The sequence below is a fragment of the Mycobacterium colombiense genome (assembly GCF_001953985.1).
Classification (GTDB): Bacteria; Actinomycetota; Actinomycetes; order Mycobacteriales; family Mycobacteriaceae; genus Mycobacterium; species Mycobacterium colombiense_B.
The window spans coordinates 1-23647 of sequence record NZ_MBEI01000062.1 but is presented as its reverse complement, the minus strand read 5'-3'; the positions used below and the strand labels follow the sequence as shown (position 1 = coordinate 23647).

Annotated in this window: 24 protein-coding genes; 16 read left to right on the top strand and 8 right to left on the bottom strand. The window is 68.5% G+C overall.

The window, feature by feature from the left end; genetic code table 11:
- Positions 1-4: 4 nt before the first annotated feature.
- Positions 5-1189, bottom strand: a complete 1185-nt coding sequence (locus A5732_RS20300) for an acyl-CoA dehydrogenase family protein (protein WP_064954645.1) — start codon at positions 1187-1189, stop codon at positions 5-7.
- A 135-nt stretch (positions 1190-1324) separates the two neighbouring features.
- Between A5732_RS20300 and A5732_RS20295 the strand changes: the two genes are divergently transcribed.
- From A5732_RS20295 to A5732_RS20285, 3 genes are read left to right on the top strand one after another with little or no spacing between them, the layout of a single operon-like run.
- Positions 1325-1696, top strand: a complete 372-nt coding sequence (locus tag A5732_RS20295; protein WP_076103129.1) for a DUF3054 domain-containing protein — start codon at positions 1325-1327, stop codon at positions 1694-1696.
- A gap of 7 nt (positions 1697-1703) precedes the next feature.
- Positions 1704-2585, top strand: coding sequence for an SAM-dependent methyltransferase (locus A5732_RS20290; protein WP_076051395.1), 882 nt, complete (start codon positions 1704-1706; stop codon positions 2583-2585).
- A 6-nt stretch (positions 2586-2591) separates the two neighbouring features.
- On the top strand, positions 2592-3089 hold the full coding sequence (locus A5732_RS20285; protein WP_076051444.1) for a GNAT family N-acetyltransferase: 498 nt from the start codon (positions 2592-2594) through the stop codon (positions 3087-3089).
- A gap of 56 nt (positions 3090-3145) precedes the next feature.
- Here A5732_RS20285 and A5732_RS20280 read toward each other — a convergent pair whose 3' ends face one another.
- On the bottom strand, positions 3146-3892 hold the full coding sequence (locus A5732_RS20280; RefSeq protein WP_076051394.1) for an MBL fold metallo-hydrolase: 747 nt from the start codon (positions 3890-3892) through the stop codon (positions 3146-3148).
- 41 nt (positions 3893-3933) lie between these two features.
- On the opposite strand from A5732_RS20280, the gene fgd reads away from it, so the two are divergent.
- The 4 genes from fgd to A5732_RS20260 all read left to right on the top strand — a co-directional run bounded on the left by fgd (position 3934) and on the right by A5732_RS20260 (position 9133).
- On the top strand, positions 3934-4944 hold the full coding sequence (fgd, locus tag A5732_RS20275; RefSeq protein ID WP_076051393.1) for a glucose-6-phosphate dehydrogenase (coenzyme-F420): 1011 nt from the start codon (positions 3934-3936) through the stop codon (positions 4942-4944).
- A 37-nt stretch (positions 4945-4981) separates the two neighbouring features.
- Positions 4982-7039, top strand: coding sequence for a phosphate acetyltransferase (pta, locus tag A5732_RS20270; protein ID WP_076103128.1), 2058 nt, complete (start codon positions 4982-4984; stop codon positions 7037-7039).
- 29 nt (positions 7040-7068) lie between these two features.
- Positions 7069-8205 carry an acetate kinase gene (locus A5732_RS20265; protein ID WP_076051443.1) on the top strand — a complete coding sequence of 379 codons (1137 nt, stop codon included), beginning with the start codon at positions 7069-7071 and terminating at the stop codon, positions 8203-8205.
- 70 nt (positions 8206-8275) lie between these two features.
- The gene (locus A5732_RS20260) at positions 8276-9133 is read left to right on the top strand and encodes an endonuclease domain-containing protein (protein WP_076103127.1); all 858 of its coding nucleotides are present in this window, start codon (positions 8276-8278) and stop codon (positions 9131-9133) included.
- Between the two features lie 94 nt (positions 9134-9227).
- Here the strand turns inward: A5732_RS20260 and A5732_RS20255 are convergent, their stop codons facing one another.
- From A5732_RS20255 to glnX, 3 genes are read right to left on the bottom strand one after another with little or no spacing between them, the layout of a single operon-like run.
- Positions 9228-11513 carry a serine/threonine-protein kinase PknG gene (locus A5732_RS20255; protein WP_076103126.1) on the bottom strand — a complete coding sequence of 762 codons (2286 nt, stop codon included), beginning with the start codon at positions 11511-11513 and terminating at the stop codon, positions 9228-9230.
- Positions 11513-12490 (bottom strand): glutamate ABC transporter substrate-binding protein, encoded by a 978-nt coding sequence (locus A5732_RS20250; RefSeq protein ID WP_065057051.1) that lies wholly within the window; start codon positions 12488-12490, stop codon positions 11513-11515. Before A5732_RS20250 ends, A5732_RS20255 begins: the two co-directional genes overlap by 1 nt.
- Positions 12490-13809 carry a protein kinase G-activating protein GlnX gene (gene glnX / locus A5732_RS20245; RefSeq protein ID WP_076051388.1) on the bottom strand — a complete coding sequence of 440 codons (1320 nt, stop codon included), beginning with the start codon at positions 13807-13809 and terminating at the stop codon, positions 12490-12492. Before glnX ends, A5732_RS20250 begins: the two co-directional genes overlap by 1 nt.
- A gap of 140 nt (positions 13810-13949) precedes the next feature.
- On the opposite strand from glnX, the gene A5732_RS20240 reads away from it, so the two are divergent.
- Positions 13950-14582, top strand: coding sequence for an NUDIX hydrolase (locus A5732_RS20240; protein ID WP_076051387.1), 633 nt, complete (start codon positions 13950-13952; stop codon positions 14580-14582).
- On the opposite strand, the gene thiE is transcribed toward A5732_RS20240, so the two are convergent.
- The gene (thiE, locus tag A5732_RS20235) at positions 14554-15213 is read right to left on the bottom strand and encodes a thiamine phosphate synthase (protein WP_171975061.1); all 660 of its coding nucleotides are present in this window, start codon (positions 15211-15213) and stop codon (positions 14554-14556) included. The two genes, A5732_RS20240 and thiE, sit on opposite strands and share 29 nt — an antisense overlap.
- A 199-nt stretch (positions 15214-15412) precedes the next feature.
- Between thiE and thiO the strand changes: the two genes are divergently transcribed.
- From thiO to A5732_RS20215, 4 genes are read left to right on the top strand one after another with little or no spacing between them, the layout of a single operon-like run.
- A complete protein-coding gene (gene thiO / locus A5732_RS20230; RefSeq protein ID WP_076103157.1) occupies positions 15413-16435 on the top strand; it encodes a glycine oxidase ThiO in 1023 nt (340 codons plus the stop codon).
- On the top strand, positions 16432-16629 hold the full coding sequence (gene thiS / locus A5732_RS20225) for a sulfur carrier protein ThiS (protein WP_065057053.1): 198 nt from the start codon (positions 16432-16434) through the stop codon (positions 16627-16629). Before thiO ends, thiS begins: the two co-directional genes overlap by 4 nt.
- Positions 16622-17380 (top strand): thiazole synthase, encoded by a 759-nt coding sequence (locus A5732_RS20220; protein ID WP_065057054.1) that lies wholly within the window; start codon positions 16622-16624, stop codon positions 17378-17380. The genes thiS and A5732_RS20220 overlap by 8 nt, the downstream gene beginning before the upstream one ends.
- Entirely contained in the window at positions 17377-18144 is a 768-nt protein-coding gene (locus A5732_RS20215; protein ID WP_076051385.1) for an SGNH/GDSL hydrolase family protein, read from the top strand. The genes A5732_RS20220 and A5732_RS20215 overlap by 4 nt, the downstream gene beginning before the upstream one ends.
- A 3-nt stretch (positions 18145-18147) precedes the next feature.
- Here the strand turns inward: A5732_RS20215 and A5732_RS20210 are convergent, their stop codons facing one another.
- Complete coding sequence (locus A5732_RS20210; protein ID WP_076103124.1) at positions 18148-18669, bottom strand: serine/threonine protein kinase; 522 nt, start codon at positions 18667-18669, stop codon at positions 18148-18150.
- A 91-nt stretch (positions 18670-18760) separates the two neighbouring features.
- A complete protein-coding gene (locus A5732_RS20205; RefSeq protein ID WP_076103123.1) occupies positions 18761-19291 on the bottom strand; it encodes a serine/threonine protein kinase in 531 nt (176 codons plus the stop codon).
- A gap of 337 nt (positions 19292-19628) precedes the next feature.
- Here A5732_RS20205 and A5732_RS20200 point away from each other — a divergent pair, with 337 nt between their 5' ends.
- Genes A5732_RS20200 through A5732_RS20185 form a run of 4 tightly spaced genes read left to right on the top strand, consistent with a single transcriptional unit; the run spans position 19629 to position 23421 of the window.
- On the top strand, positions 19629-19976 hold the full coding sequence (locus A5732_RS20200) for a CD225/dispanin family protein (RefSeq protein ID WP_076051382.1): 348 nt from the start codon (positions 19629-19631) through the stop codon (positions 19974-19976).
- A 9-nt stretch (positions 19977-19985) separates the two neighbouring features.
- Positions 19986-20411, top strand: a complete 426-nt coding sequence (locus A5732_RS20195) for a DUF2752 domain-containing protein (protein ID WP_065073844.1) — start codon at positions 19986-19988, stop codon at positions 20409-20411.
- A gap of 53 nt (positions 20412-20464) precedes the next feature.
- Complete coding sequence (locus A5732_RS20190) at positions 20465-21955, top strand: M28 family metallopeptidase (RefSeq protein ID WP_076103122.1); 1491 nt, start codon at positions 20465-20467, stop codon at positions 21953-21955.
- On the top strand, positions 21952-23421 hold the full coding sequence (locus A5732_RS20185) for a M28 family peptidase (RefSeq protein WP_076103121.1): 1470 nt from the start codon (positions 21952-21954) through the stop codon (positions 23419-23421). Before A5732_RS20190 ends, A5732_RS20185 begins: the two co-directional genes overlap by 4 nt.
- Positions 23422-23647 lie beyond the last annotated feature (226 nt).

Below are 23647 nucleotides of genomic sequence, written 5' to 3'. Positions count from 1 at the left end.
CCTGTCAGCGGAAGGCGTCGCTGCCGGTGAACGCCTGACCGAGGACGAGCTGATGCATCTCCGGCGTGCCCTCGTACGTCAGCACCGATTCCAGGTTGACCATGTGCCGGATGACGGGGTATTCCAGCGATATTCCGTTGCCGCCCAGTATGGTTCGCGCGGTCCGGCAGATCTTGATCGCCTCGCGGGTGTTGTTGAGCTTGCCGAAGCTGACCTGCTCGGGACGCAGCCCGACGCTGTCCTTGAGGCGGCCCAGGTGCAGCGACAGCAGCTGGCCCTTGTGCAGCTCGACCGCCATGTCGACGAGTTTGGCCTGGGTCAGCTGGAAGCCGGCGATGGGACGGCCGAACTGGGTGCGTTGCGTGGAGTAATCCAGGGCGGCCTGCCAGGCCGACCGGGCCGCCCCCATGGAGCCCCAGACGATTCCGTAGCGCGCCTCGGACAAACAGGACAGCGGCCCGCGCAGCCCCTTGGCCTCGGGCAGCATCGCGTCGGCGGGCACCCGCACGTCGTCGAGCACCAGCTCGCTGGTGATCGAGGCCCGCAGCGACAGCTTGTGATGAATCGTGTTGGCGGAAAACCCCGGTGTCCTGGTGGGCACGAGGAAGCCGCGGATGCCGTCGTCGGTGGCGGCCCAGACCACCGCGACGTCGGCGACCGAGCCGTTGGTGATCCACAGCTTGCGTCCGTTCAGCACCCAGTCCGAACCATCTTGGCGCGCCCGGGTTTTCATCGCGGCGGGATCGGAGCCGACGTCGGGCTCGGTCAGCCCGAAGCAGCCGAGCAGCTCGCCGGTGGCCATGCCGGGCAGCCATTCCTGCTTCTGCTCCTCGGACCCGAAGTTCCAGATCGCGAACATCGCCAGCGAGCCCTGCACCGAGACCATCGATCGCAGGCCGGAGTCGGCCGCCTCCAGCTCCACGCAGGCCAGCCCGTAGTGCACGGCAGAGGCGCCGCCGCAGCCGTACCCGTCCAGGTGCATGCCCAGCAGGCCGAGCTGGCCGAATCCTTTGGCCAGTTCGCGGACCGGCAGGTCACCGATTTCGAACCACTCCGCGACGTGCGGCAGGACGTGCTCGGCGCAGAATTCCCGGACCGTGTCGCGCACCGCGATCTCATCGCTGGATAGTGAGGCGTCGAGGCCGAGCGGGTCGTCGCGGTCGAAGGCGGGTGGCGTCTTAGTACTCATGGGATCAGCCTGCCATCGTCGGGCCGCCGGTCACCAGCGCCGACCCGGGCCGTGAATGAAGATTCATTTCCGACGAATCTAGGTTCACCGCGGCTGCGCGGTCAAGATCGCGCTGCGCCCCGGTAGTCTGCCTGCATGCTTAGGCTCCAGCGGCCGGCGTGGCTCGCGGTGGACGTCATCGGTGTGCTGGTGTTCTGCGCCCTGGGGCGCCGCAGCCACGACGAAGGCCTCAACATCAGCGGCATCGCCGTGACGGCGTGGCCGTTTCTCACCGGCACCGTGGTCGGCTGGCTGCTCTCGCGCGGATGGCGGCGGCCGACCGCCGTGGTGCCGACCGGGGTCGTCGTGTGGTTGTCCACCGTGGTCGTCGGCATGCTGTTGCGCAAGGCGAGCTCCGCGGGCGTCGCGGCGAGTTTCGTGGTGGTGGCGACGACGGTCACCGCGCTGTTGTTGCTGGGCTGGCGAGTGGTCGCCGGGCTGGCCCTGCGGCGTCGCTCCGGCGTCTGAGGCGACCATGGCGCAGACGGCCGACGTGGCGGTGACCGCAACCTTCGGAGCGGCCGCGCGGGCGGTGGCCACCAACCGGGGCCTGCTGAACGATCCGTTCGCCGAGCCGCTGCTGTGCGCCGTCGGGATCGACTACCTCACCCGGGCGATCAAGGACCACGTGTTCGCCGAAGATGACGGCGACGATCCGGCGATGACGGCGTTGATGGACGCGCTGGCGGCGCACACCCGGTTCGTCGACGAATTCCTGGCCGACGCCGGCCGCGCGGGTATCCGGCAGGTGGTCATCCTGGCGTCGGGTCTGGACACCCGGCCGTACCGGCTGTGGTGGCCTCCCGGGACCACGGTCTATGAGATCGATCAACCGCAGGTGCTCGACTTCAAATCCGAAGTCTTGCGCGGGCTGGACGCCCAATTGGCCACCCACCGGTGTGCGATCGGCGTTGACCTGCAACAGGATTGGCCCGCGGCACTGCGTCGGGTCGGGTTCGACGCCGCCCGGCCAACGGCCTGGGTCGCCGAGCAGCTGCTCGTCGGGTATCTACCGCCCCCCGAGCACAATCAGTTGCTGGACGGCGTCACCGCCTCGAGCGCGGCGGGGAGCCGGTTCACCGCCGACCACATGCCCACCTGGAATCCGTTGCAGCTCGGGGCCGAGCGCGCCTTCGTCGACGGCTGGCGGCAGCGGGGCCTGGACGTCGACCTGGCCAGCCTGACCTATCCCGGCGAATACCATTACGTGCCAGAGTATTTGGCGTCGAATGGCTGGGAGACGGACGGGCGCAGCCTCACCGAACTGCTGGGTGCGATGGGGCTCGGCAGGCGGCGACGGACCGGGCCCGGCGACTCGGAGTTCATCCCGGAATACGTCACCGCGACGCGCGTTTGAGTAGTGGTGATGCCGGAATCAAGCCCTTTGCAACTGCGGTTCGTGTCGGCGACTCACGACGACCCGCTGGCGCAACCGCTGCTGGCCGAACTGGCCGTCGAGTATGCGCAGCGATACGGCGGCACGCCGAGCACCCACCTGACCTGGCTGCCCGTGCCGCAGGCCGAGTTGGCGCCGCCGGACGGCGGCCTGCTGATCGGCGTCGTGGACGGCGTGCCGGTGACCGGCGGCGCGTTTCGCCGCTACGACGCCGACACCGCGGAGCTCAAGCGGATCTGGACCGACGGCGCCCACCGCCGCCGCGGCTACGCCAGGGCGCTGCTGGCGGAGCTGGAGGCCGAGACCCGGGCGCGCGGGTATCGGCGGCTCTACCTGATCACCGGCAATCGGCAGCCCGAGGCCGAGGCGCTCTATGACGCGACGGGATATACCCGGATAGCGCCGGATCCGCTGCCCGACTGGGGCCCCTTTCTGCCGATCGCATTCGAGAAGTGGTTGACCTGACATAGGCACCGCCGCAACGAGTTTCATGTGCTAGCACGTTCGACGTGCCGAGGCGATCACTGAGCCAGCGAGATGGCGCGTGCGGTCGCTTCCCGGATGGGGCCGCGCCACACGTCGCCGTGCCCGGGCAACAAGACCTCGGTGTCCAGCAGGGCCAGCGCGTCCAGGCTGCGCAGCGAATTCTGCTGGCTGTGGCTGAACACCGCCGGCAGCAGCTGCGGCCCCCCGCGGCGCAGCAGCGGGTGCCCGGTGATCAGCGCGTCGCCGCTGACCAGCACGCCGTCCACCACGTACGAGCAGTGCCCGCTGGTGTGCCCGGGGGTGAACACCGCGCTGGGGTGGCCCGGCAGGCCGGCGGCCACCTCGGCGGTCAGCGGCCGGGTGGACGGGATGCCGTCGCGGATCAGGCCGCCACTGCGCAGCACGTGCAGACCCCAGGCCGCCCAGCGTGGCCGCCAAATGCGCAGTGCGACATCGAAAACCGACGCCTGCTCCAGGTACTCCCGTTTGGCGTGTCCCACCTCGTCGGCATGGCAGTACACGTCGGTGCCGTATTCGCTGGCGAGCCAGATCGCCGAGCCCAGATGGTCGATGTGGGCGTGGGTCAGCAGGACGGCGCGCACATCGCCGGGGCCGTAGCACAGCTCCCGCAGCGACGACAGCACGGCCTCGCGGTCGCCGGGATATCCGGCGTCGATCAGCAGCACGCCGGTGCCGTCGACGACCAGCGTCCAGTTAACGGCCTCGCCCTGGGCGAGGTACACCGTGTCGGTCACTTGAACGAGAGTCGGCGCCGATCCCATGCCCGCGAGTGTAGGAGCGCTGACAGGAGTAGAAAGAACGAGTGGCTGAACTGAAACTCGGATACAAAGCGTCCGCTGAACAATTTGCACCGCGCGAGCTCGTCGAGCTCGCTGTCGCCGCCGAACGGCACGGCATGGACAGCGCAACCGTCAGTGACCACTTCCAGCCGTGGCGGCACAAAGGCGGACACGCCCCGTTCTCGCTGGCCTGGATGACCGCGGTCGGCGAGCGCACCGAGCGGCTGGTGCTGGGCACGTCGGTGCTCACCCCGACCTTCCGGTACAACCCCGCCGTCATCGCCCAGGCCTTCGCCACCATGGGCTGCCTGTACCCGGACCGCATCTTCCTCGGCGTCGGCACCGGTGAGGCGCTCAACGAGATCGCCACCGGATACGAGGGCGACTGGCCGGAATTCAAGGAGCGCTACGCGCGGCTGCGCGAGTCGGTGCGGCTGATGCGCGAACTGTGGCTCGGCGACCGCGTCGACTTCGAGGGCGAGTACTACAAGACCAAGGGCGCCTCCATCTACGACGTGCCCGAGGGCGGCATCCCGATCTACATCGCCGCGGGCGGACCGCAGGTGGCCAAGTACGCGGGCCGGGCCGGCGACGGATTCATCTGCACCTCGGGCAAGGGCGAGGAGCTGTACAAGGACAAGCTCATCCCCGCGATGCGGGAAGGCGCCGAAGCGGCGGGCAAGAACCCTGACGACATCGACCGGATGATCGAAATCAAGATCTCCTACGACACCGATCCCGAGCTGGCGCGGGAGAACACCCGGTTCTGGGCACCGCTGTCGCTGACGGCCGAGCAGAAGCACAGCATCGACGACCCGATCGAGATGGAGAAGGCCGCCGACGCGCTGCCGATCGAGCAGATCACCAAGCGCTGGATCGTGGCGTCCGATCCCGACGAGGCCGTCGAAAAGGTCGGCCAGTACGTCGAGTGGGGCCTCAACCACCTGGTATTCCACGCGCCCGGCCACGACCAACGCCGGTTCCTGGAGCTCTTCGAGAAGGACCTGGCGCCGCGGCTGCGGCGGCTGGCCTGAGGGGCGGGCGAATGGTCTCCGGCGTTGTGTCAGTTCAGTGACAGCGATCTACATCGCCGCCCCCGAGCCGGAGACCGGCAAGTCGACCATCGCGCTCGGGCTGCTGCACCGGTTGACCGCGACGGTCGCGAAAGTCGGTGTGTTCCGGCCCATTACGCGCTCAGACGGCGACGAGCGCGACTACATCCTGGAACTGCTCCTGACGCGGACCACCGCGGGCCTGTCGTACGAGCAGTGCGTCGGCGTCACCTATCAGCAGCTGCACGCCGACGGTGACGCCGCCCTCGCCAGAATTGTCGACGCGTATCACGCGGTGGCCGAGGCGTGCGACGTCGTGGTGATCGTCGGCAGCGACTACACCGACGTGACACGGCCCGCGGAGCTTTCCACCAACGCGCGCATCGCGGTCAACCTCGGTGCGCCCCTGCTGCTGACGGTCAGCGGCAAGGGGCGCACGGCCGCCGAGATCGCCAGCGTCATCGACGTCTGCCTGGCCGAGCTGGATTCCCAGCACGCCCACACCGCGGCGGTGGTGGCCAACCGCTGCGATCCGGCCTGTCTGACCGACATCGCCGCGGCCCTGGGCAGATTCGCCCAGCGCGGCTACGTGCTGCCCGACGAACCGCTGCTGTCGGCGCCGACGGTGGCCGAGCTGGAGAAGGCGGTCGGCGGAACGCCGGTCAGCGGCGAGGAGTCGCTGCGCGAACGTGAGGTCACCGGCGTGCTGGTCGCCGGGATGACGGCCGACCATGTCCTGGAGCGGCTGCGCGACGGCATGGCCGTCATCACCCCCGGGGACCGCTCGGACGTGGTGCTCGCCGTCGCCAGCGCCCATGCCGCGGAAGGGTTTCCGTCGCTGTCGTGCATCGTGCTCAACGGCGGCTTCACGCTGCATCCGTCCATCGCCGCCCTGGTCGCCGGGCTTCGGCTGCGGCTGCCGATCGTCGCCACCGCGCTGGGCACCTACGACACCGCCGGCGCGGCGGCGTCGGCGCGTGGCAGGGTCACGGCGAACTCGCAGCGCAAGATCGACACCGCGCTGGAGCTGATGGACAGCCACGTCGACATCACCGATCTGCTTGCGCAGCTTGCCATTCCGATCCCCACCGTCACCACGCCGCAGATGTTCATTCACCAGCTGACGCTGCAGGCACGTTCGGATCGCAAGCACATCGTGCTTCCCGAAGGCGATGACGACCGGATCCTGCGGTCCGCCGGACGGGTGCTGCAGCGCCGCGTCGCCGACCTGACCATCCTGGGCGACGAGGCCCGAATCCGCCAGCGCGCGGGAGAACTCGGTGTGGACCTCGGTGATGCCACGGTGATCGATCCGCTTAGCAGCCGGCTGCGCGACGACTTCGCCGGCCAGTACGCCGAGCTGCGCAAGGCCAAGGGCGTCACCGTCGAGCAGGCCCGCGAGGCCATGCGCGACAGCACGTATTTCGGCACCATGCTGGTGCACAACTCCCATGTCGACGGCATGGTGTCCGGCGCCGCGCATACCACCGCCCACACGGTTCGGCCCGCGTTCGAGATCATCAAGACGGTCCCGGACGTCTCGACGGTGTCCAGCATCTTCCTGATGTGCCTGCCCGATCGGGTGCTGGCGTACGGCGACTGCGCGATCATCCCGAACCCGACACCCGAGCAGCTGGCCGACATCGCGATCTCCTCGGCGCGCACCGCCGCGCAGTTCGGCATCGAGCCGCGGGTGGCGATGCTGTCGTACTCGACCGGGGACTCGGGTACCGGTGCCGACGTCGACAAGGTAAGGACGGCAACAGAATTGGTGCGGAAACGGAATCCCGACCTGCCGGTCGAGGGACCCATCCAGTACGACGCCGCGATCGAACCGTCGGTCGCGGCGACCAAATTGCGCGACTCGCCGGTGGCCGGCCGCGCCACCGTGCTGATCTTCCCCGACCTCAACACCGGCAACAACACCTACAAGGCGGTGCAGCGCAGCGCCGGCGCGCTCGCCATCGGGCCCGTGCTGCAAGGCCTGCGCAAGCCGGTGAACGACCTGTCCAGGGGCGCGCTGGTCGAAGACATCGTCAACACCGTGGCCATCACGGCGATCCAGGCGCAGGGGTAGCCGTGGCGGACAGCAGCGACACGCGCCTGGTGCTGGTGATCAACTCCGGCTCGTCATCGCTGAAATATCAAGTGGTCGACCCGGATTCGGGTACCGCGCGGGCGACGGGCCTCGTCGAGCGGATCGGAGAGGAGTCGTCGTCGGTTCCCGACCACGACGCCGCGCTGCGCCGCGCGTTCGACACGCTGGCCGACGACGGCATCGACCTGCAGGCAAGCGGCATCGTCGCGGTGGGCCATCGGGTGGTGCACGGCGGCAACACGTTCTACCAACCCACGCTGCTGGACGATTCGGTGATCGGCCGGCTCGACGAACTGTCGGACCTGGCCCCGTTGCACAATCCGCCCGCCCTCAAGGGCATCGAGGTCGCGCGCAAACTGCTGCCCGACATCGCCCACATCGCGGTGTTCGACACCGGCTTCTTTCACGACCTGCCACCCGCGGCGGCCACCTATGCCGTCGATCGCGACCTGGCGCAGCGGTATCAGATCCGCCGGTACGGGTTTCACGGGACGTCGCACCGCTACGTCAGCGAGCAGGCCGCGGCGTTCCTGGACCGATCGGTCGGCGACCTGAGACAGATTGTGCTGCACCTGGGTAACGGCTGCTCCGCCTCGGCCATCGCCGGCACCCGGCCGCTGGACACCTCGATGGGGTTGACGCCGCTGGAGGGTCTGGTGATGGGCACCCGCAGCGGCGACATCGACCCCAGCGTCGTCGGCTACCTCTCGCACACGGCCAAGATGGGAGTCGACGACGTCGAGTCGATGCTCAACCAGCGCTCCGGGGTGCTGGGCCTGTCCGGTGAGCGTGACTTCCGCCGGCTGCGGACGATGATCGAATCCGGCGACGAGACAGCGCAATTGGCGTACAGCGTGTTCACCCATCGGCTGCGCAAGTACATCGGCGCCTACCTGGCGGTGCTGGGGCACACCGATGTCATCAGCTTCACGGCGGGGATCGGCGAGAACGACCCGGCGGTGCGCCGCGACGCGGTGGCGGGCATGGAGGAACTGGGCATCGTGCTGGATCAGCGCCGTAACCTGGGCGGCGGCAAGGGCGCACGCCAGATCTCCGCCGACGATTCACCGGTCGCCGTGCTGGTGGTCCCGACGAACGAGGAGCTGGCCATCGCCCGCGACTGCGTGAACGTGCTGGGCGGATAGCCGAACCCGTCCGGTCGGGGCCTGTGCACAGGCGTATTCGCGGAGCCGGTGGACGTGCGATGGTCGCGGCATGAGGGATGCGCCGGTGATCGGCAGCGAGGAGCTGGCGTCCGGACGGCTGAATCGCCACCAGCTGCGGGCGGCCTACCGGCCGATCTTTCCGAACGTCTACGTGCCCGCGCACGTGGAGCCGTCGCTGCCGGTGCGCATCCGCGCGGCCTGGCTGTGGTCGGGACGCGGGGCGGTCATCGGGGGAGCGGCCGCGGCGGCGCTGCACGGCGCCGAATGGATTCCCGACGGTGTTCCGGTGGAGCTGATATGCGACAGACCCCGCGCGCCCGACGGCGTGCTGACACGCCGCTGCACGCTGACCGAGGGGGAGACGCAGTCGATCGACGGCTTGCGGGTCACCACACCGGAGCGAACCGCCTTCGACATCGGGAGGCGCGGGGCCATCCGCTCAGCCGTCGTTCGCCTCGACGCCCTCGCGCGTGCAACGGGTTTGAAGGTCGACGACGTAGTGCGGGTCGCCATGGCACACCCTCGTTCGCCCGGCTTGCGGCAGCTCGAAACCGCATTGGAACTCTGCGACCCGGAAGCGCAATCCCCTCGGGAGAGCTATCTCCGGCTGCTCCTCATCGACGCCGGCCTGCCTAGGCCGCAAACCCAGATTCCGGTGTTGGGGGTTGACGGCCTGCCCTTCGCCTACCTCGACCTGGGTTGGCCGCAGTCGATGGTCGCCGTGGAGTACGACGGCGACCAACACCGCACCGATCGACGCCAGTACGTCAAGGACATTCGCCGGATGGAAAGGCTGGAGCGGATGGGGTGGCTCGTCGTCCGGGTAGTCGCGGAGGACCAGCCCGCCGCGATCCTGCGGCGGGTCAAGGCCGCGCTGGCCGCATCGAGTGTGCGTTCACGGCTTTGAATGTGCGCTGGGGGCGAGACTTTACGGCGTGTCGTCGCCGTGGACGCACACGCAACGGGAAGCGGGCCGGGCCCAAGCCGAAGTCACGCAACCCCTAGAACGTACTGGTGGGGCGGACCCGGTTCGCCATGTCGACCAGCGCGTAGCGGTGCCGCTGGGTCGGGGCGACGCGGGCCAGGTTGCGCAGCGACGCCTCGACGCCCAGCCGCAAACCGTGTTCGGTGAACGGGAATCCGAGGATGTGGTTGGTGCTCGCCTTGTTGTCTTCCAGCCAGTCCATCGCACAGCCCAGCACCAGCGCGCGGATCTGCAGCACGCGGGGCTCGGTGGGCGGCAGCGCCTCCACCCGCCGGGCCGCGTCGCGGATGTCCTCTTCGGTGATCTCGCTCTTGGTCCGTCCGGACAGCAGCGTCACCGCACTGGTCAGCCGCGCGGTGGTGAAGTGCCGGGAGGTGGCCGGCACCTCGTCCAGCGTGCGCACCGCGGCGGCCCGATCCCCTTCCGCCGACAGCGTCCTGGCCAACCCGAACGCGGCCGAGATCACGCCATCGTTGGTCTTCCACACCGTCTCGTAGAACTTGTGGTCGTCGACGTCGCCGGCCAGTTCGGCCGTGGCGGCCAGCGCCAGCTTGGGCGCCAGCTCGCCGGGGAACGTGTCCAGCACCTCGATGAAATGCATTGTGGCCGAATCGTAGTCGCCGGTGAGCAGCTCGGCGACGGCCTTGTACCACACCAGTCGCCATTGCCAGCCGACCCGCTCGGCCAGGTCGTCGAGCTTGCGGGTGGCCTTGGCCACGTCGCCGAGATCCAGCAGCGCGCGGACCTCCATCAGCGGCAGCTCCACCGACTCGGACACCTCGACGCCGTCGGCGTCCAGCGTGCCGTGCCGGGCCGCGCGCAACGAGTCCAGCGTCTGCACCGGCTGGGACAACACCGTCGCCTGCAGGACAGGGGCGGCCACGTCGGCCGGATCGACCAGCGGAACCTGCAGTGCGGTAACGATTTCGCGGGCGGTCAACTTCTCCGAGTGGACCTGACCGTCCAGGTACACGTCGGTGTGGGCGACCAACAGGTCCACCCCGAACGTCGAGCGGCTGGGGCTGAAGATGGTCGACAGGCCGGGCCGCGGCACCCCGCTGTCGTAGGCGACCACCTCGCGCAGCACACCCATCAACTGGGCGGACATCTCCTCGGTGCTCAAGAACCGGCGCCGCGGGTCGGGGTCGGTGGCGCGGCGCAACAACCGGCGGAAGGAGTCGTACGTGGTCAACACCGGGTCGTGCTCGGGCAGGCCGTCGACGTAGCGGCCGTTGCGCGTTTGCAGGTTCAGGGTGAGCGCGGCCAGCGTGCGGCCCACCGTGTAGATGTCGGTGGCGACCGTCGGGCCGGTCCGCACGATCTCGGGCGCCTGGAAACCCGGTGTGCCATACAGGTATCCGAACGAATTGATCCGCGACACCGCGCCCAGGTCGATCAGTTTGAGCTGCTCTTCGGTGAGCATGATGTTCTCCGGCTTCAGGTCGTTGTAGACCAGGCCGATGGAGTGCAGATAGCTCAGCGCGGGCAGGATTTCCAGCAGGTAGGCGACGGCCTCGGCGACGGGTAGCTTCTCACCCTTCCCGTGCCTGAGCGGCTGACCGCCGACGTACTCCATGACGATGAGGCCGACCGGATTTCCGTGCTGGTCGACGTGCTCGACGAAGTTGAAGATCTGCACGATTTGCGGGTGGACCACCTCGGCCAAGAACTGTCGTTCGGCCATCGCGATCGCCTGCGCCTCCGCGTCACCGGAGTGCACCAAGCCCTTGAGCACCACCGGCCGGTCGTTGACGTTGTGGTCGACCGCCAGATATACCCAGCCCAGACCGCCGTGCGCGATGCAGCCCTTGACCTCGTACTGGTTGGCGACGATATCGCCCGGATTAAGCTGCGGCAGAAACGAATACGGGCTGCCACAGGACGGGCACCAACCCTCCGACGTGCCCTTGGCCTTCTTGCTGGACCGCCCGACCGGTTTTCCGCAGTTCCAGCAGAACCGCTTGGACTCGGGCACCACCGGATTGGTCATCAGGGCTTCGCGCGGATCGATGTCCCGCCCGCGCGGGATCTCGACCAGGCCACCGCCGAGCTGTCGGACCGCCGGAAGCGACCGCGTCGCCACCGTCATTCGGTCCTGCGCATCGGTGTCTAGAGCGCCCAGCGAGATGTGCGGAAAGTCGTCGTCATCGTCGTCGTCGAAGTCGGGACGGAACAGGGCCTGGGTGGCCTGCAGTCGCCCGGTCGCCGCGCCACCGGTCTGGACGTCGGCCGGCTGGGTGCCCGGGCCCACGTCTTCCGAGCCGGATTCCGGCTGCTCGGATCGCTTATCCGGTTCGGCCATCAGTCCAGATACCTCGGTACGGGCGGGGCCGGCGCGGGCCCCAGCACCGTCAACCACTTGCGGTACAACGTGTTCCACGTGCCGTCGCGCCGGATCCGTTCCAGGGTTCCGTTGACGAACCGCACCAGTCCGGTGTTGTTCAGATTGACCCCGATGCCGTAGGGCTGGGTGGCCATGTTCGGCCCGACGATGTGCAGGTAGGGGTCCTCTTCGACCAGCCCGGCCAGGATCGAATCATCCGTGCTGACCGCGTCGATCTCGCGCTGCTGCATCGCCACCAGGCAGTCGGCCCAGTTGACCACGGACACGATCACCGGTGGCGGGTCGATCTGCTGGATGCGGTGCAGCGACGTGGTGCCCTTGGCCACGCAGACCCGCTTGCCGGACAGGTCGGCGACCTTGACGATCGGGGAGTCGCGCGGGGCCAGGATGCGCTGGTTGGCGTCGAGGTAGACGGTCGAGAAGTTCACGTCTTTGCGCCGGTCGCAGGTGATGGTCATGGTCTTGACCACGACGTCGACCTCGGAGCGCTGCAGCGCGGTGACCCGCTCGTCCGACGACAGGATCCGGTACTCGACGTGGGACGGCGCCCCGAAGATGTCGCGCGCGATCTCGCCGGCGATGTCGACGTCGAAACCGGTGATCTCACCGGTGATCGGGTCGCGGAAGCTGAACAAATTGCTGCCGATGTCGAGCCCGACGATCAACCGGCCGCGGGCACGGATGTCGGCGACCGCGGCGTCCGCCTCCGCCTTGGTGGCAAAGGGCCGCAGGCTGGCCGTCAGGTCGCAGTTCTGATTCGGGCCATCGGGCGGCAGCGGCGGCTGGGGCGGCAACTGCTCCATGCCGACCGGAGTCGGCGGCGGCAACGTCGGCACGCTGGCCACCCGCAGCGATTCCGTGTGTCCGCAACCCGCCAGTACCACCGCGGCGGCGGCCACGGCGCTCGCCCGGCGTAGCAGGGGCAGGCGGATCATTATCGATACTCTTTCAGCCTCGGCCACAGGCCCAGCGCCACCGCGATGGCGGCGCCGAGGCTGAGCACCACGCCGCCGACCTGGGCGCCGGACAGCCCGCTGCGCGCGTTGATGACGTCGTTGCGCAAGTGGATGCGGCCCTGGTCCATGGCCTTGACCAGCTCGTCGTCCAGCTTGTCGAACGCCGGGGTGGAGTCCTCTTCGCTGCTGCCCAGCGCGATCTGGGTGGCGGCCCGGTAGTTACCCACCGAGATGTAGGAGGTGATCCGGTCGTTGGCCTGCCGCCAGCGCAGCAGCAGCTGATCGGCGCCTTCCAGGTCCGGCTTGTCCACGGCGTCGCTGCGGGACATGTACTGGTCGAGCTGGCGGTGCATGGAATCGATCCGCTGATAGAACGACTGCTTGCGCTTCTCCTCGTCGCCGCGACGGATCAGCGACAGTGTCTCGTCGGCGCGCGCCTGCTGAGCCGTGATCGCGACGTTGGTGACGGTCTTGAGGGACTCTGCGGCAGTGTCCTTCGCGCTACGACTGGCCGTCGTAGAAATGGTCAGCGCAGTTCCAACCCAAACCACCATGACGAGAATAGCGAGTGCGCCCACCACCAGGCCTGGGTTGATTCGGCGCCGCGTGCGCCGGGCGAGCCAGCGGTGCGAGAACGCGCCGAAGATCACCGTGGCGCCGACCACCATGATGACCGGCGCCGGGATCTGCGTCGACGCGGTGGTCTCGGCGTCCACCCGCTCCGACGTCGCTTGATACAGCTTCGCCGCGTCGGGCAGGATCGTCGATTGCATCAGCCCCGACGCCTCCGACAGGTACGACGACCCGACCGGGTTGCCCTCGCGGTTGTTGGTCCGGGCGATTTCGATCAGTCCGGTGTAGACGGCCAGCTCGGCGTTGATCCGGCCCAGCAGCTGCACCAGCGGCTCGTCGGTGAGGCCGCTCGAGGCCCGGGTCACCGCGACGGACGCGTCGGTGATCGCCTGCTCGTAGCGCTGGCGAACCGGCTGCGGCTCGGCCTCGGCGATGAACGCGGTGGCCGCGGCGGCGTCGGCGACCGACAGCGTGGTGTAGAGCCGCCCGGCGGCGAACGACAGCGGCTCGGTGTGGTTGAGCACCGTGGTGAGCACCTGCTGCCGGTGGTTGATGGTGGTCGAGGTGGCGAAGGCGCTGATCCCGCCGAGCGCGGCCAGCACGATCCCGATGGTCAAGATGCGGCCCGGCGTCGTCGAGATGAACCACCAGCGTGGATGAGCCGGTTCGGCCGGTGACCGCGATCCCTGCGGCTCGGTCGACGGGTGCGCCAGCTCAACCGTCACGTCTTATCAGCCCTCATCTCTCGGCCATTTCGTTTCGCTGCACGGACCTCTATAAGCGAAGTCTAAGAGCATGTTCGGGTGGATGGGTGGAGGCGGACGCAATTGACGACGCCCAAACCAAGTCTGCATATCCTGAATCCGTGCAGGGCGACGGTGACGGTTGGGTGATCTCCGACAGCGGCGCCCATTATTGGGGCCGGTTCGGAGCGGCGGGTTTGCTGCTGCGGGCCCCGCAACCCGACGGCACCCCCGCGGTGCTGCTGCAGCATCGCGCGGTGTGGAGTCACCAGGGCGGGACGTGGGGGCTGCCGGGCGGCGCCCGGGACAGCCACGAAACGCCGGAGGAGACCGCGGTCCGCGAAGCGAACGAGGAGGCCGGGCTGGTCGGTGACCGGCTGGCCGTGCGCGCGACCGTGGTCACGGCCGAGGTCGCCGGGATCGCCGGCACGCAGTGGAGCTACACCACCGTCGTCGCCGACGCCGAGGAGTTGCTGCATACCGTGCCCAACCGGGAAAGCGCCGAGATGCGCTGGGTCGCCGAAACCGAGGTGGCCGACCTGCCGCTGCATCCCGGCTTCGCGGCCAGCTGGCAGCGGCTGCGCACCGCGCCGGCGGTGTTGCCGTTGGATCACAGCGACGAGCGACGGCAATACCTGCCGCGCACGATCGAGATCGAGGCCGGCGTGTTCGTCTGGTGTACGCCCGGCGACGCAGGCCAAGAGCCCTCGCAGCTGACCCGCCGGATCAGCTCGCTGCTGCCAGCGCCGAGCTGAGCCGCTGCGCCGCGGCCCGCGGGTCGGCGGCCGCGGTGATCGCCCGCACCACCACGATGCGCCGGGCGCCGGCCTCGAGCACCTCGGGCAGCCGCTGCTCGTCGATGCCGCCGATCGCGAACCACGGCTTGTCGGTTGCGAACTCGGCCGCGGCCCGCACCAGTCCCAGCCCCGGCGCCTGGCGGCCCGGTTTGGTGGGCGTGGGCCAGCACGGCCCGACGCAGAAGTAGTCCGCTTCGCCGAGCGCCGCCGCGGCGGCCTGCTCGCGGTCATGGCTGGACAGCCCGAGCAGCACGTCCGGCCCGGCGATGTCGCGGGCGACGGCCGGCGGCAGGTCGCCCTGCCCGAGGTGCAGCACGTCGGCGCCGGCCGCGCGGGCGATGTCGGCGCGGTCGTTGACGGCGAACAAGGCGCCGTGCCGGCGGGCCGCGTCGGCCAGGATCCGGCACGCCGCCAGTTCCTCGCGGGCCTCGAGCGGGCCGAACCGCTGCTCACCGGCCGATCCCTTGTCGCGCAGCTGGATGATGTCCACACCGCCGGCCAGGGCGGCGTCGGCGAACTCGGCCAAATCACCGCGCTCGCGGCGCGCGTCGGTACACAGATACAGCCGCGCGGTGGCCAGGACGGAAATTCGCGTATCAGTAGGACGCTGCACACCGAGACGCTAGCGCGCTAGCGTGGAGCCGAAGAGAACTACTAGACACGGGAGTCCCGGGTAGTCGACTGACTGCGGGGCTGAGAGTGGACACAGCCGGACCCATCCGGACCTGTCCTTACCGTCACACCTGATCCGGGTAATGCCGGCGAAGGGAGGCTCGACAATGACCGGGATGCCTTCGGGACCCCCGCTGGGGACCCTGGCCGTCATCGGCGGCGGCGTCATCGGGCTCGCGGTGGCGCGCCGCGCCGCGCAGTCCGGGTGGTCGGTGCGGGTGCACCGCAGCGACCACAGGGGCGCATCCTGGGTCGCCGGCGGCATGCTGGCGCCGCACAGCGAGGGCTGGCCCGGCGAAGAGCGGTTGTTGCGGCTGGGCCTGGAATCGCTGCGGCTGTGGCGCGAGGGCGGGTTCCTGGACGGGCTGCCGGCCGAGGTGGTCACCGCGCGCGAGTCGCTGGTGGTGGCCGTCGACCGCGCCGATGTCGAGGACCTGCGCACCGTCGCGGAATGGTTGTCCGCCCAGGGTCATCCGGTGGTCTGGGAGTCGGCGGCCCGCGACGTCGAACCCCTGCTGGCGCAGGGCATCCGGCACGGCTTTCGCGCGCCCACCGAATTGGCCGTGGACAACCGCGCGGTGGTGGAGGCGCTCGGCGCCGAGTGTGAGCGCCTCGGGGTGGCGTGGGCGCCGCCGGTGCGCGAGCTGTCGGGCGTCGAGGGCGACGCAGTGGTGATCGCCAACGGCATCGACGCGCCAGCGCTGTGGCCCGGCCTGCCGGTGCGGCCGGTGAAGGGCGAAGTGCTGCGCCTGCGGTGGCGCAAGGGTTGTATGCCGTTGCCGCAGCGGGTTGTTCGTGCCCGCGTGCACGGACGGCAGGTGTACCTGGTGCCGCGTGCCGACGGGGTGGTGGTCGGGGCCACCCAATACGAACACGGGCGCGACACCGCCCCGGTCGTGTCGGGGGTGCGTGACCTGCTCGACGATGCCTGCGCGGTGTTGCCGGCGCTGGGTGAATACGAGCTGGCCGAGTGCGCCGCCGGGCTGCGCCCGATGACCCCGGATAATCTGCCGCTGGTGCACCGACTGGACGCGCGGACGCTCGTCGCCGCCGGCCACGGCCGGTCGGGTTTCCTGTTGGCGCCCTGGACGGCAGAACAGATCGTTTCCGAACTGACCCCGGTGGGAGCACACCAATGATCGTCGTGGTCAACGAACAGAAGGTCGACGTCGACGCGAACACCACGGTGGCCGCGCTGCTGGATTCCCTGGGTTTTCCGGACCGCGGCGTCGCGGTGGCCATGGACGACGCGGTGATACCGCGTTCCCGGTGGGCCACAGAACTTTTCGACGGTGCCCGGCTCGAGATAGTGACGGCGGTGCAAGGTGGCTGACTCAAAACTGACGATCGGCGACCGCAGCTTCGCGTCGCGGCTCATCATGGGGACCGGGGGAGCGAGCAACCTCGCGGTGCTCGAGGAGGCGCTGGTGGCCTCGGGCACCGAACTGACCACCGTCGCCATCCGCCGGGTCGACGCCGAGGGTGGCACCGGGCTGCTCGATCTGCTCAACCGGCTGGGCATCACGCCGCTGCCCAACACCGCGGGATGTCGCGGCGCGGCTGAAGCGGTGCTCACCGCCCAGTTGGCGCGCGAGGCGCTGAACACCAACTGGATCAAGCTCGAGGTGATCGCCGACGAACGCACGCTGCTGCCCGACGCCGTCGAATTGGTGCGGGCCGCAGAGCAATTGGTCGATGACGGGTTCGTCGTATTGCCCTACACCAACGATGATCCGGTGCTGGCGCGCCGGCTCGAGGACGCCGGATGTGCGGCGGTCATGCCGCTGGGTTCGCCGATCGGCACCGGCCTGGGCATCACCAATCCGCACAACATCGAGATGATCGTCGCCCGGGCCGGCGTTCCGGTGGTGCTCGACGCCGGCATCGGAACCGCGAGCGACGCCGCGCTGGCGATGGAATTGGGTTGCGACGCCGTGCTGTTGGCCACCGCGGTGACCAGGGCCGCCGATCCGGCCGCGATGGCCGCCGCGATGTCCGCCGCCGTCACCGCCGGGTATCTGGCCCGGCGCGCCGGACGAATCCCGAAGCGGTTCTGGGCGCAGGCGTCGAGCCCACAACGATGAGTCGTTATGTCGCGCTGGGCAGTTCGATGGCCGCAGGTCCGGGCATCCGGCCCCGCGCACGGGGGGCTCCGCGGTGGTCGGGCCGATCGGCGCGCAACTACGCGCACCTGATCGCGCAGCGATATCAGCACGACCTGGTTGATGTGACCTTCTCCGGGGCGACCACCGCGCACGTGCTCGCCGAGCGCCAACACGGCGCACCACCGCAGATCGCCGCGCTGGACGGCACCGAGAGCCTGGTCACGGTGACAATCGGCGGCAACGACGTCGGCTACGTTCCGCTGTTGACGGCCGCGTCACTGCCGCGTCCGCTGCGTCACGTGCCGCTGCTGGGGGATCGCATCGCCGACCTGCTGGATCGCGACGCGCGAGATCGCGCCCTGGACGCGGTGTTTGAATCGTTGTGCGCGGTCGGCCGTGCGTTGCGTCAACGATCGACCCGGGCACGGGTTTTCTTCGTCGACTACCTGACGATGCTGCCGCCGCCGGGTGAGCCGGCGGAGCCGCTGTCGCCGGCCGATGCCGACCTGGGCCGGCACGTGTCCGCCACGCTGGAGACGATGACGGCCGACGCCGCCGCGGTGACCGGTTGCGAAATCATCCGCGCCGCCGCGGCGAGCCGTGAACATCACGCATGGTCGACCGAGCCCTGGACGACGCGGCCGGCCCGCTTCGGGGTCCCGATACCGGGACGTACCGCTCCGTTACACCCGAACGCCGCCGGAATGCGCGCGGTAGCGGATCTGATTGCGGCTCAGCTGTAGAAGTCAGCCGTTGGTGCGCCACCACTGGTAGAGCGCGCTGACGTCGGAATTGGATGCGGTCAGGTGACCCAACACGTTCTTGGCGTCGGTCGTCCAGGTCAATGTCGCGTAGTTCTTGTAGGTGCCGCACGCGATCTGGCCGCCCGTCTGGCCGTTCTGCTTCCAGGTTCCCGGCGAGGCGCCTGCGTCCCCACACGCGGCCAGGGACACGTCTTTGATGGTGGAACTGAAGGCGGAGCCCAGGTTCGTGCTGCTGGAGAAGAGCGCGTAAACGCCGGATCCCGGGCCGTTGGAGTCGGGGCTCTGCCCGCACACCAGTTCGGCCAGTTCGCCGGTTTCGGAGAGCTCTTGCGGCTTGCAGTTATTCAGGCCATAGCCCTTCGACAGCGAGGCGGCCAGCGTGTTCATGTCTGACGCGTTACCGGTGTTGGGTTCGGCGTTCGCGACGCCAACACCCGCGAAAGCCAAACTGCCTGTGAAAGTTGCGGCCGACACGACTCGCAGCGCGGTGTTCCAATGTGACATTTTCCTGACTCCCTGCGGTTGATGGAAATAAAGAGGGGCGAACGTTTCTCCGTTTTCGGTTCACAGAATCGGTTGCGGTACAGCGGGAACCTCACCCGTTGGCGCGCCACCACTGGTAGAGGGCCGCAACGTCGGCGTTGGATGCGCGCAGGTAACTCAGCGTGTTGTTGGCGTCCGTGGTCCAGATGATCTCGGCGCGGTTTTGGTAAGTGCCGCAGGCCGCCTGCCCGGCGTTGGCGGCCGAGCCGTCCTTATGCCAGTTGGACGGCGACTGGCCGGCATCCCCACATGGGGTCAGCACGTCCTCTTTGATGGTGGCCTTGAACGACGTGGCCAGATTGTCGGCGTTGGTGAACTTCACGTACTTGGCCTGGACCGGGCCGTGCGGGTCGGGGCTCTGCCCGCAGGTGAGCACCGCCAGTTGTGTGCTGCGGTCGATGTTCTGGGCCGTGCAGTTGTTCAGGCCGTAGCCCTTCGACAGCGAGGCCGCAAGCGCGTTGATATCCGAAGCGTTCCCGGTGGTGGCCGGATCCGCGCTCGCCGGGGCGCCGCCCGCTAAGGCCAAACCACCGGTGAGCGCCGTTGCCGTCGCCGCCCTCAGCACGTTGCTGAAATCAGACATGAATGGCTCCTTAACGGCCGCTTCTAAACACGGATAGTAGGGCTATGTCGTGGTAAAGCAACACATTCCGCAGGCAATTGTCTGTGTGGGCATCCTTCCTCGGCTCGGCCCGCAGAGGCCCAGGAAAATGATAGTGGCGGGTCGGTCGTCGCGCAGAATTACGAATTATGTTGAGGCGCCACCATAATCCCGACTTTCGGTGAACGCTGTGATGCCGCCGGCCCGTCGCGACCTGGGTGGCCAAACAAGATTTGTTCATTGCTAGTGCCGAACTGAGTCCGCTCGGGTATGGTTAGCACCGCTTTACGCCAGCTAACTTCTCTTGACTGGAGAATTCATGACGCAACCCCCTCCTCCGCCGCCCGATTATCCGCCGCCGTCTCCCGGTTATCCGCCGCAGCAGCCGGCCGCCCAAGCGCCGAATAACTATCTGGTGTGGTCGATCCTGGCCACCCTCTTCTGCTGTCTGCCCTTCGGAATCGTGGCGATCGTCAAGTCGAGCCAGGTCAACGGGTTGTGGGCGCAGGGGCGCTACGCCGAGGCGCAAGCGTCCGCCGAAAGCGCCAAGAAATGGGTGATCTGGTCCGTGGTCATCGGCGTCGTCGTGGGCGTCATCTACGGCATCCTGATGGCGGTCGGTGCGCTCAATACGGACACCAACGCGGCGCTCGCCGCGATGTTCTAAAACCTGATCATGGTGACCCGCTGGGGGGCGGCGCACGCGAATCTGGGTGCACCACTGGTGGTGGCCGCATCCACGACGTTGATGTGCGCCGCCATCTGGGCGGGTGACCCGACCACCCCGCACGGCCCGCTGCCGGTATGCCCCACCAAGGCGTTGTTGGGGATCGACTGCCCCGGATGCGGCAGCCTACGCATGGTGTATTCGCTTATGCACGGCAATCTGTTGGCGGCCGCCAGGTTCAACGCTTTGGGCCTGGCGGCAGTCGTGCTGTTGCTGTGGACGTACTTCGCCTGGACCTACGGGCGCCTGGTGGGCCGGCGGATCCGCGGCTGGCAACACCGGCGCTGGGCCGCCGTCGTGACGCTGTCGCTGGTGCTGGCCTGGTTCGTGGTGCGCAACATTCCCGTTGCGCCCTTCACCGCACTGTATGTCTGATACCGCCGTGTCCTGAACGGGGCCGCTCAGGCCGCGGTCTAACCTGGGGCGCGATGGTGAACAAATCCACGACGATTCCGGCGTTGGTCGCCGTGGTCGCCCTGTCCGCGTTCTCAACCGGCTGCTTCCATCGGTCGTCTGACTCACAGCAAACACCCGCCGCGGCGGGCGCATTTGCCTCGGCGTTGCGCGACAAGGTCACCACCGACGCGATGATGGCGCACCTGTCGAAGCTGCAAGACATCGCCAACGCCAACAACGGCACCCGGGCGGTGGGCACACCCGGATACGAGGCCAGCGTCGACTACGTGGTAAACGTTTTGCGCGGCAGTGGATTTGACGTGCAAACCCCCGAGTTCTCGGCGCGGGTGTTCCACGCCGACAAGCCGGACCTCACCGTCGGTGGCAAGGCGGTGGAGGCGCACGCACTGGACTTCAGCCTGGGCACCGGGCCGGACGGGGTGAGTGGGCCGCTGGTCGTTGCGCCGGCGAGCAACCTCGGCTGCGCGGCCGCCGACTACGCGAACCTGCCGCTGCAGGGCGCGGTGGTGCTGGTCGACCGCGGCACCTGCCCGTTCGCCCAGAAGGAAGACGCCGCGGCACAGCGCGGCGCCGCGGCGATGATCATCGCCGACAACGTCGACGAACAAGAGATGGGCGGCACGCTCGGCCCGGCCACCGACGTGAAGATTCCGGTGCTGAGCGTGACCAAGTCGGTGGGCGTGCAGCTGCGCGGGCAGCCGGGGACCACCACGATCAAGCTCAACGCCAGCGCCCAAAGTTTCCGGGCCCGCAACGTGATTGCGCAGACCAAAACCGGCTCGGGAACCGACGTGGTGATGGCGGGGGCGCACCTGGACAGCGTGCCCGCCGGCCCGGGCATCAACGACAACGGATCGGGCGTGGCTGCGGTGCTGGAAACCGCTGTGCGGCTGGGGAGTTCGCCGTCGGTGCACAACGCGCTGCGGTTCGGCTTCTGGGGAGCCGAGGAGCTCGGGCTGATCGGGTCGCGCAACTACGTCGAGTCGCTGGACCTGACGGCGCTGAAAAACATTGCGCTGTACCTGAACTTCGACATGCTCGCGTCGCCGAACCCCGGCTACTTCACCTACGACGGCGACCAGTCGCTGCCCGCGGACGCTCGCGGCCAGCCCGTGGTACCCGAGGGCTCGGCGGGCATCGAGCGGACATTGGTCGAGTACCTGAAGTCCGCCGGAAAGACCGCGCAGGACACCTCGTTCGACGGCCGGTCCGACTACGACGGATTCACCCTGGCGGGGATCCCCGCCGGCGGCCTGTTCTCGGGCGCCGAGGGCAAGATGTCCGCCGACCAGGCCAAGTTGTGGGGCGGGACCGCCGACCAACCGTTCGACCCCAACTACCACCAGAAGACCGACACGCTCGACCATGTCGACCGCACCGCGCTGGGCATCAACGGTGGCGGCGTGGCTTACGCGATCGGTCTCTACGCGCAAGATCTCGGCGGCCATAACGGGGTCCCCGTCATGGCCGACCGCATCCGGCACGTGCTCAACAAGTCATGATCTCCCGGCTGGGCGCGACGCTGCTGTTGATCGCCGTGGTGGCCGGTTGTTCGGCCACGCGGCCGGGTACGCCGACGGCGACGCCGGACCTCGGGCACAGTTTGGCCAAAAAGGTGAACGCCGAGGGCATGCTGACGCACCTGCATGCCCTGCAGAACATCGCCAACGCCAACGGCGGCAACCGTGCGGACGGGACACCGGGTTTCAACGCCAGCGTGGACTACGTCGCTAAAACCCTGCGGGACAAGGGTTTCGACGTACAGACACCGCAGTTCGACCGGCTCTACACCGTGTCCTTGGGTAAGCCGGCGGTGACCGTTGCCGGCCGCAGCTATCCCGTCGACCAGGCCTCGCTGTTGGTTCAGACGCCGCCCGGGGGGCTGACCGGCCCGCCGATCCGGCCGACGCGGCCGTCGGGTTGCGCACCCAACGACTACCCGGCCGTCGTGCCCAAGGGTGCGATCGCCGTCGTCGATGACACGCAGTGTTCGGTGGTCGACAAACAGAACAGCGCGGTGGCCAAGGGCGCGAGTGCGGTGATCGTGCTCAGTTCGCCCACCGGGCGGGGAGCCCCATCCACGCTGTTCACCACCGGCTACTTCAAGCAGCTGACCGTGCCGGTCGCCGTGCTGGGTTCCTCCGGCGCCGCCGCGCTGACGGGCTCCACCGCGCCGATACGTCTGGTACTGGACGCGCAGAACGTCAAGATCACTTCCCGAAACGTCGTGGCGCAGACCAAAACCGGGTCGGCCCATGACGTCGTCGTGGTGGGTGCGCATCTGGACGGCTCGCGCGCCGGACCCGGGATCAATGACGACGGCTCCGGGGTGGCCGCCGTCCTGGAGGCGGCGCTGCAACTGGGCCCGCTCGCTCCAGTGAACAACGCGGTGCGGTTCGTGTTCTGGGGCGCCGAAGTAGACGGCCGCAACGGCGTCCTGGACTACGTGTTCGGCATGGACCGCGACCAACTCAACGACATCGCGCTGTACTTGAACTTCACGATGCTGGGTTCGCCCAACGCCGGATTCTTCACCGACGACGGCGATCAGTCCGGCCCGCCCGGGCCCGGCGTCTCGCCCGCGGACGTGCCCGAAGGCTCGGCCGGCATCGAACGCACCCTGTCCGGTTATCTGAACCTCGCCGGCAAGCGGCCCGCCGACATGCCATTGGATACCCGGGCCGACTACCACCCCTTCATGATCGCGGGCGTGCCCGTCGGAGGCATGACCACCGGATCCTCGCAGCCGAAAACCCCCGTGCAGGCCCGACTGTGGGGCGGCCAGGCCGGCGTGCCGTTCGATCCGAACTTCCAGAGCCCACGCGACACCGTCGACAACATCAACCGGGAAGCGTTGGCCGTCATGGGTTCTGGCGTCGGATTCGCCGTCGGCAGCTACGCGGAGTCCATCGGTGGGGTCAACGGTGTGCCGCCACACAACAAGAGGCATCGCAGCCGGGTGCCGTAGCGGCGGCTGCCTTGATTGGCAGGATCGCCGTCGATGTGGGCCGTAGAGCAGGTGCGTTGCCGGAGGAGATTACAGCCTTCTCGCCGTGGCCCCGGTTATCCACAACGTGCCACCCTGCCACAGGCTCGAGTCGGTGGACCCGTGTAGTGTCGAACACATGTTCGAGTGGTGGTATGCCTCCCGGGAGACGCCGGAGTCGGCGGCGCTGCTGGATCGGGTGCGTGAG

Bases quoted from the DNA above. Each gene is read 5' to 3' on its own strand.
- A5732_RS20280 (WP_076051394.1), bottom strand. From the start codon at position 3,892: ATGGGATCGGCGCCGACTCTCGTTCAAGTGACCGACACGGTGTACCTC.
- A5732_RS20255 (WP_076103126.1), bottom strand. From the start codon at position 11,513: ATGGCCGAACCGGATAAGCGATCCGAGCAGCCGGAATCCGGCTCGGAA.
- A5732_RS20250 (WP_065057051.1), bottom strand. From the start codon at position 12,490: ATGATCCGCCTGCCCCTGCTACGCCGGGCGAGCGCCGTGGCCGCCGCC.
- thiO (WP_076103157.1), top strand. From the start codon at position 15,413: ATGCCTTCGGGACCCCCGCTGGGGACCCTGGCCGTCATCGGCGGCGGC.
- A5732_RS20200 (WP_076051382.1), top strand. From the start codon at position 19,629: ATGACGCAACCCCCTCCTCCGCCGCCCGATTATCCGCCGCCGTCTCCC.
- A5732_RS20300 (WP_064954645.1), bottom strand. From the start codon at position 1,189: ATGAGTACTAAGACGCCACCCGCCTTCGACCGCGACGACCCGCTCGGC.
- A5732_RS20190 (WP_076103122.1), top strand. From the start codon at position 20,465: ATGGTGAACAAATCCACGACGATTCCGGCGTTGGTCGCCGTGGTCGCC.
- A5732_RS20290 (WP_076051395.1), top strand. From the start codon at position 1,704: ATGGCGCAGACGGCCGACGTGGCGGTGACCGCAACCTTCGGAGCGGCC.
- A5732_RS20295 (WP_076103129.1), top strand. From the start codon at position 1,325: ATGCTTAGGCTCCAGCGGCCGGCGTGGCTCGCGGTGGACGTCATCGGT.
- A5732_RS20185 (WP_076103121.1), top strand. From the start codon at position 21,952: ATGATCTCCCGGCTGGGCGCGACGCTGCTGTTGATCGCCGTGGTGGCC.
- A5732_RS20205 (WP_076103123.1), bottom strand. From the start codon at position 19,291: ATGTCTGATTTCAGCAACGTGCTGAGGGCGGCGACGGCAACGGCGCTC.
- A5732_RS20210 (WP_076103124.1), bottom strand. From the start codon at position 18,669: ATGTCACATTGGAACACCGCGCTGCGAGTCGTGTCGGCCGCAACTTTC.
- thiS (WP_065057053.1), top strand. From the start codon at position 16,432: ATGATCGTCGTGGTCAACGAACAGAAGGTCGACGTCGACGCGAACACC.
- A5732_RS20260 (WP_076103127.1), top strand. From the start codon at position 8,276: ATGAGGGATGCGCCGGTGATCGGCAGCGAGGAGCTGGCGTCCGGACGG.
- A5732_RS20215 (WP_076051385.1), top strand. From the start codon at position 17,377: ATGAGTCGTTATGTCGCGCTGGGCAGTTCGATGGCCGCAGGTCCGGGC.
- A5732_RS20195 (WP_065073844.1), top strand. From the start codon at position 19,986: ATGGTGACCCGCTGGGGGGCGGCGCACGCGAATCTGGGTGCACCACTG.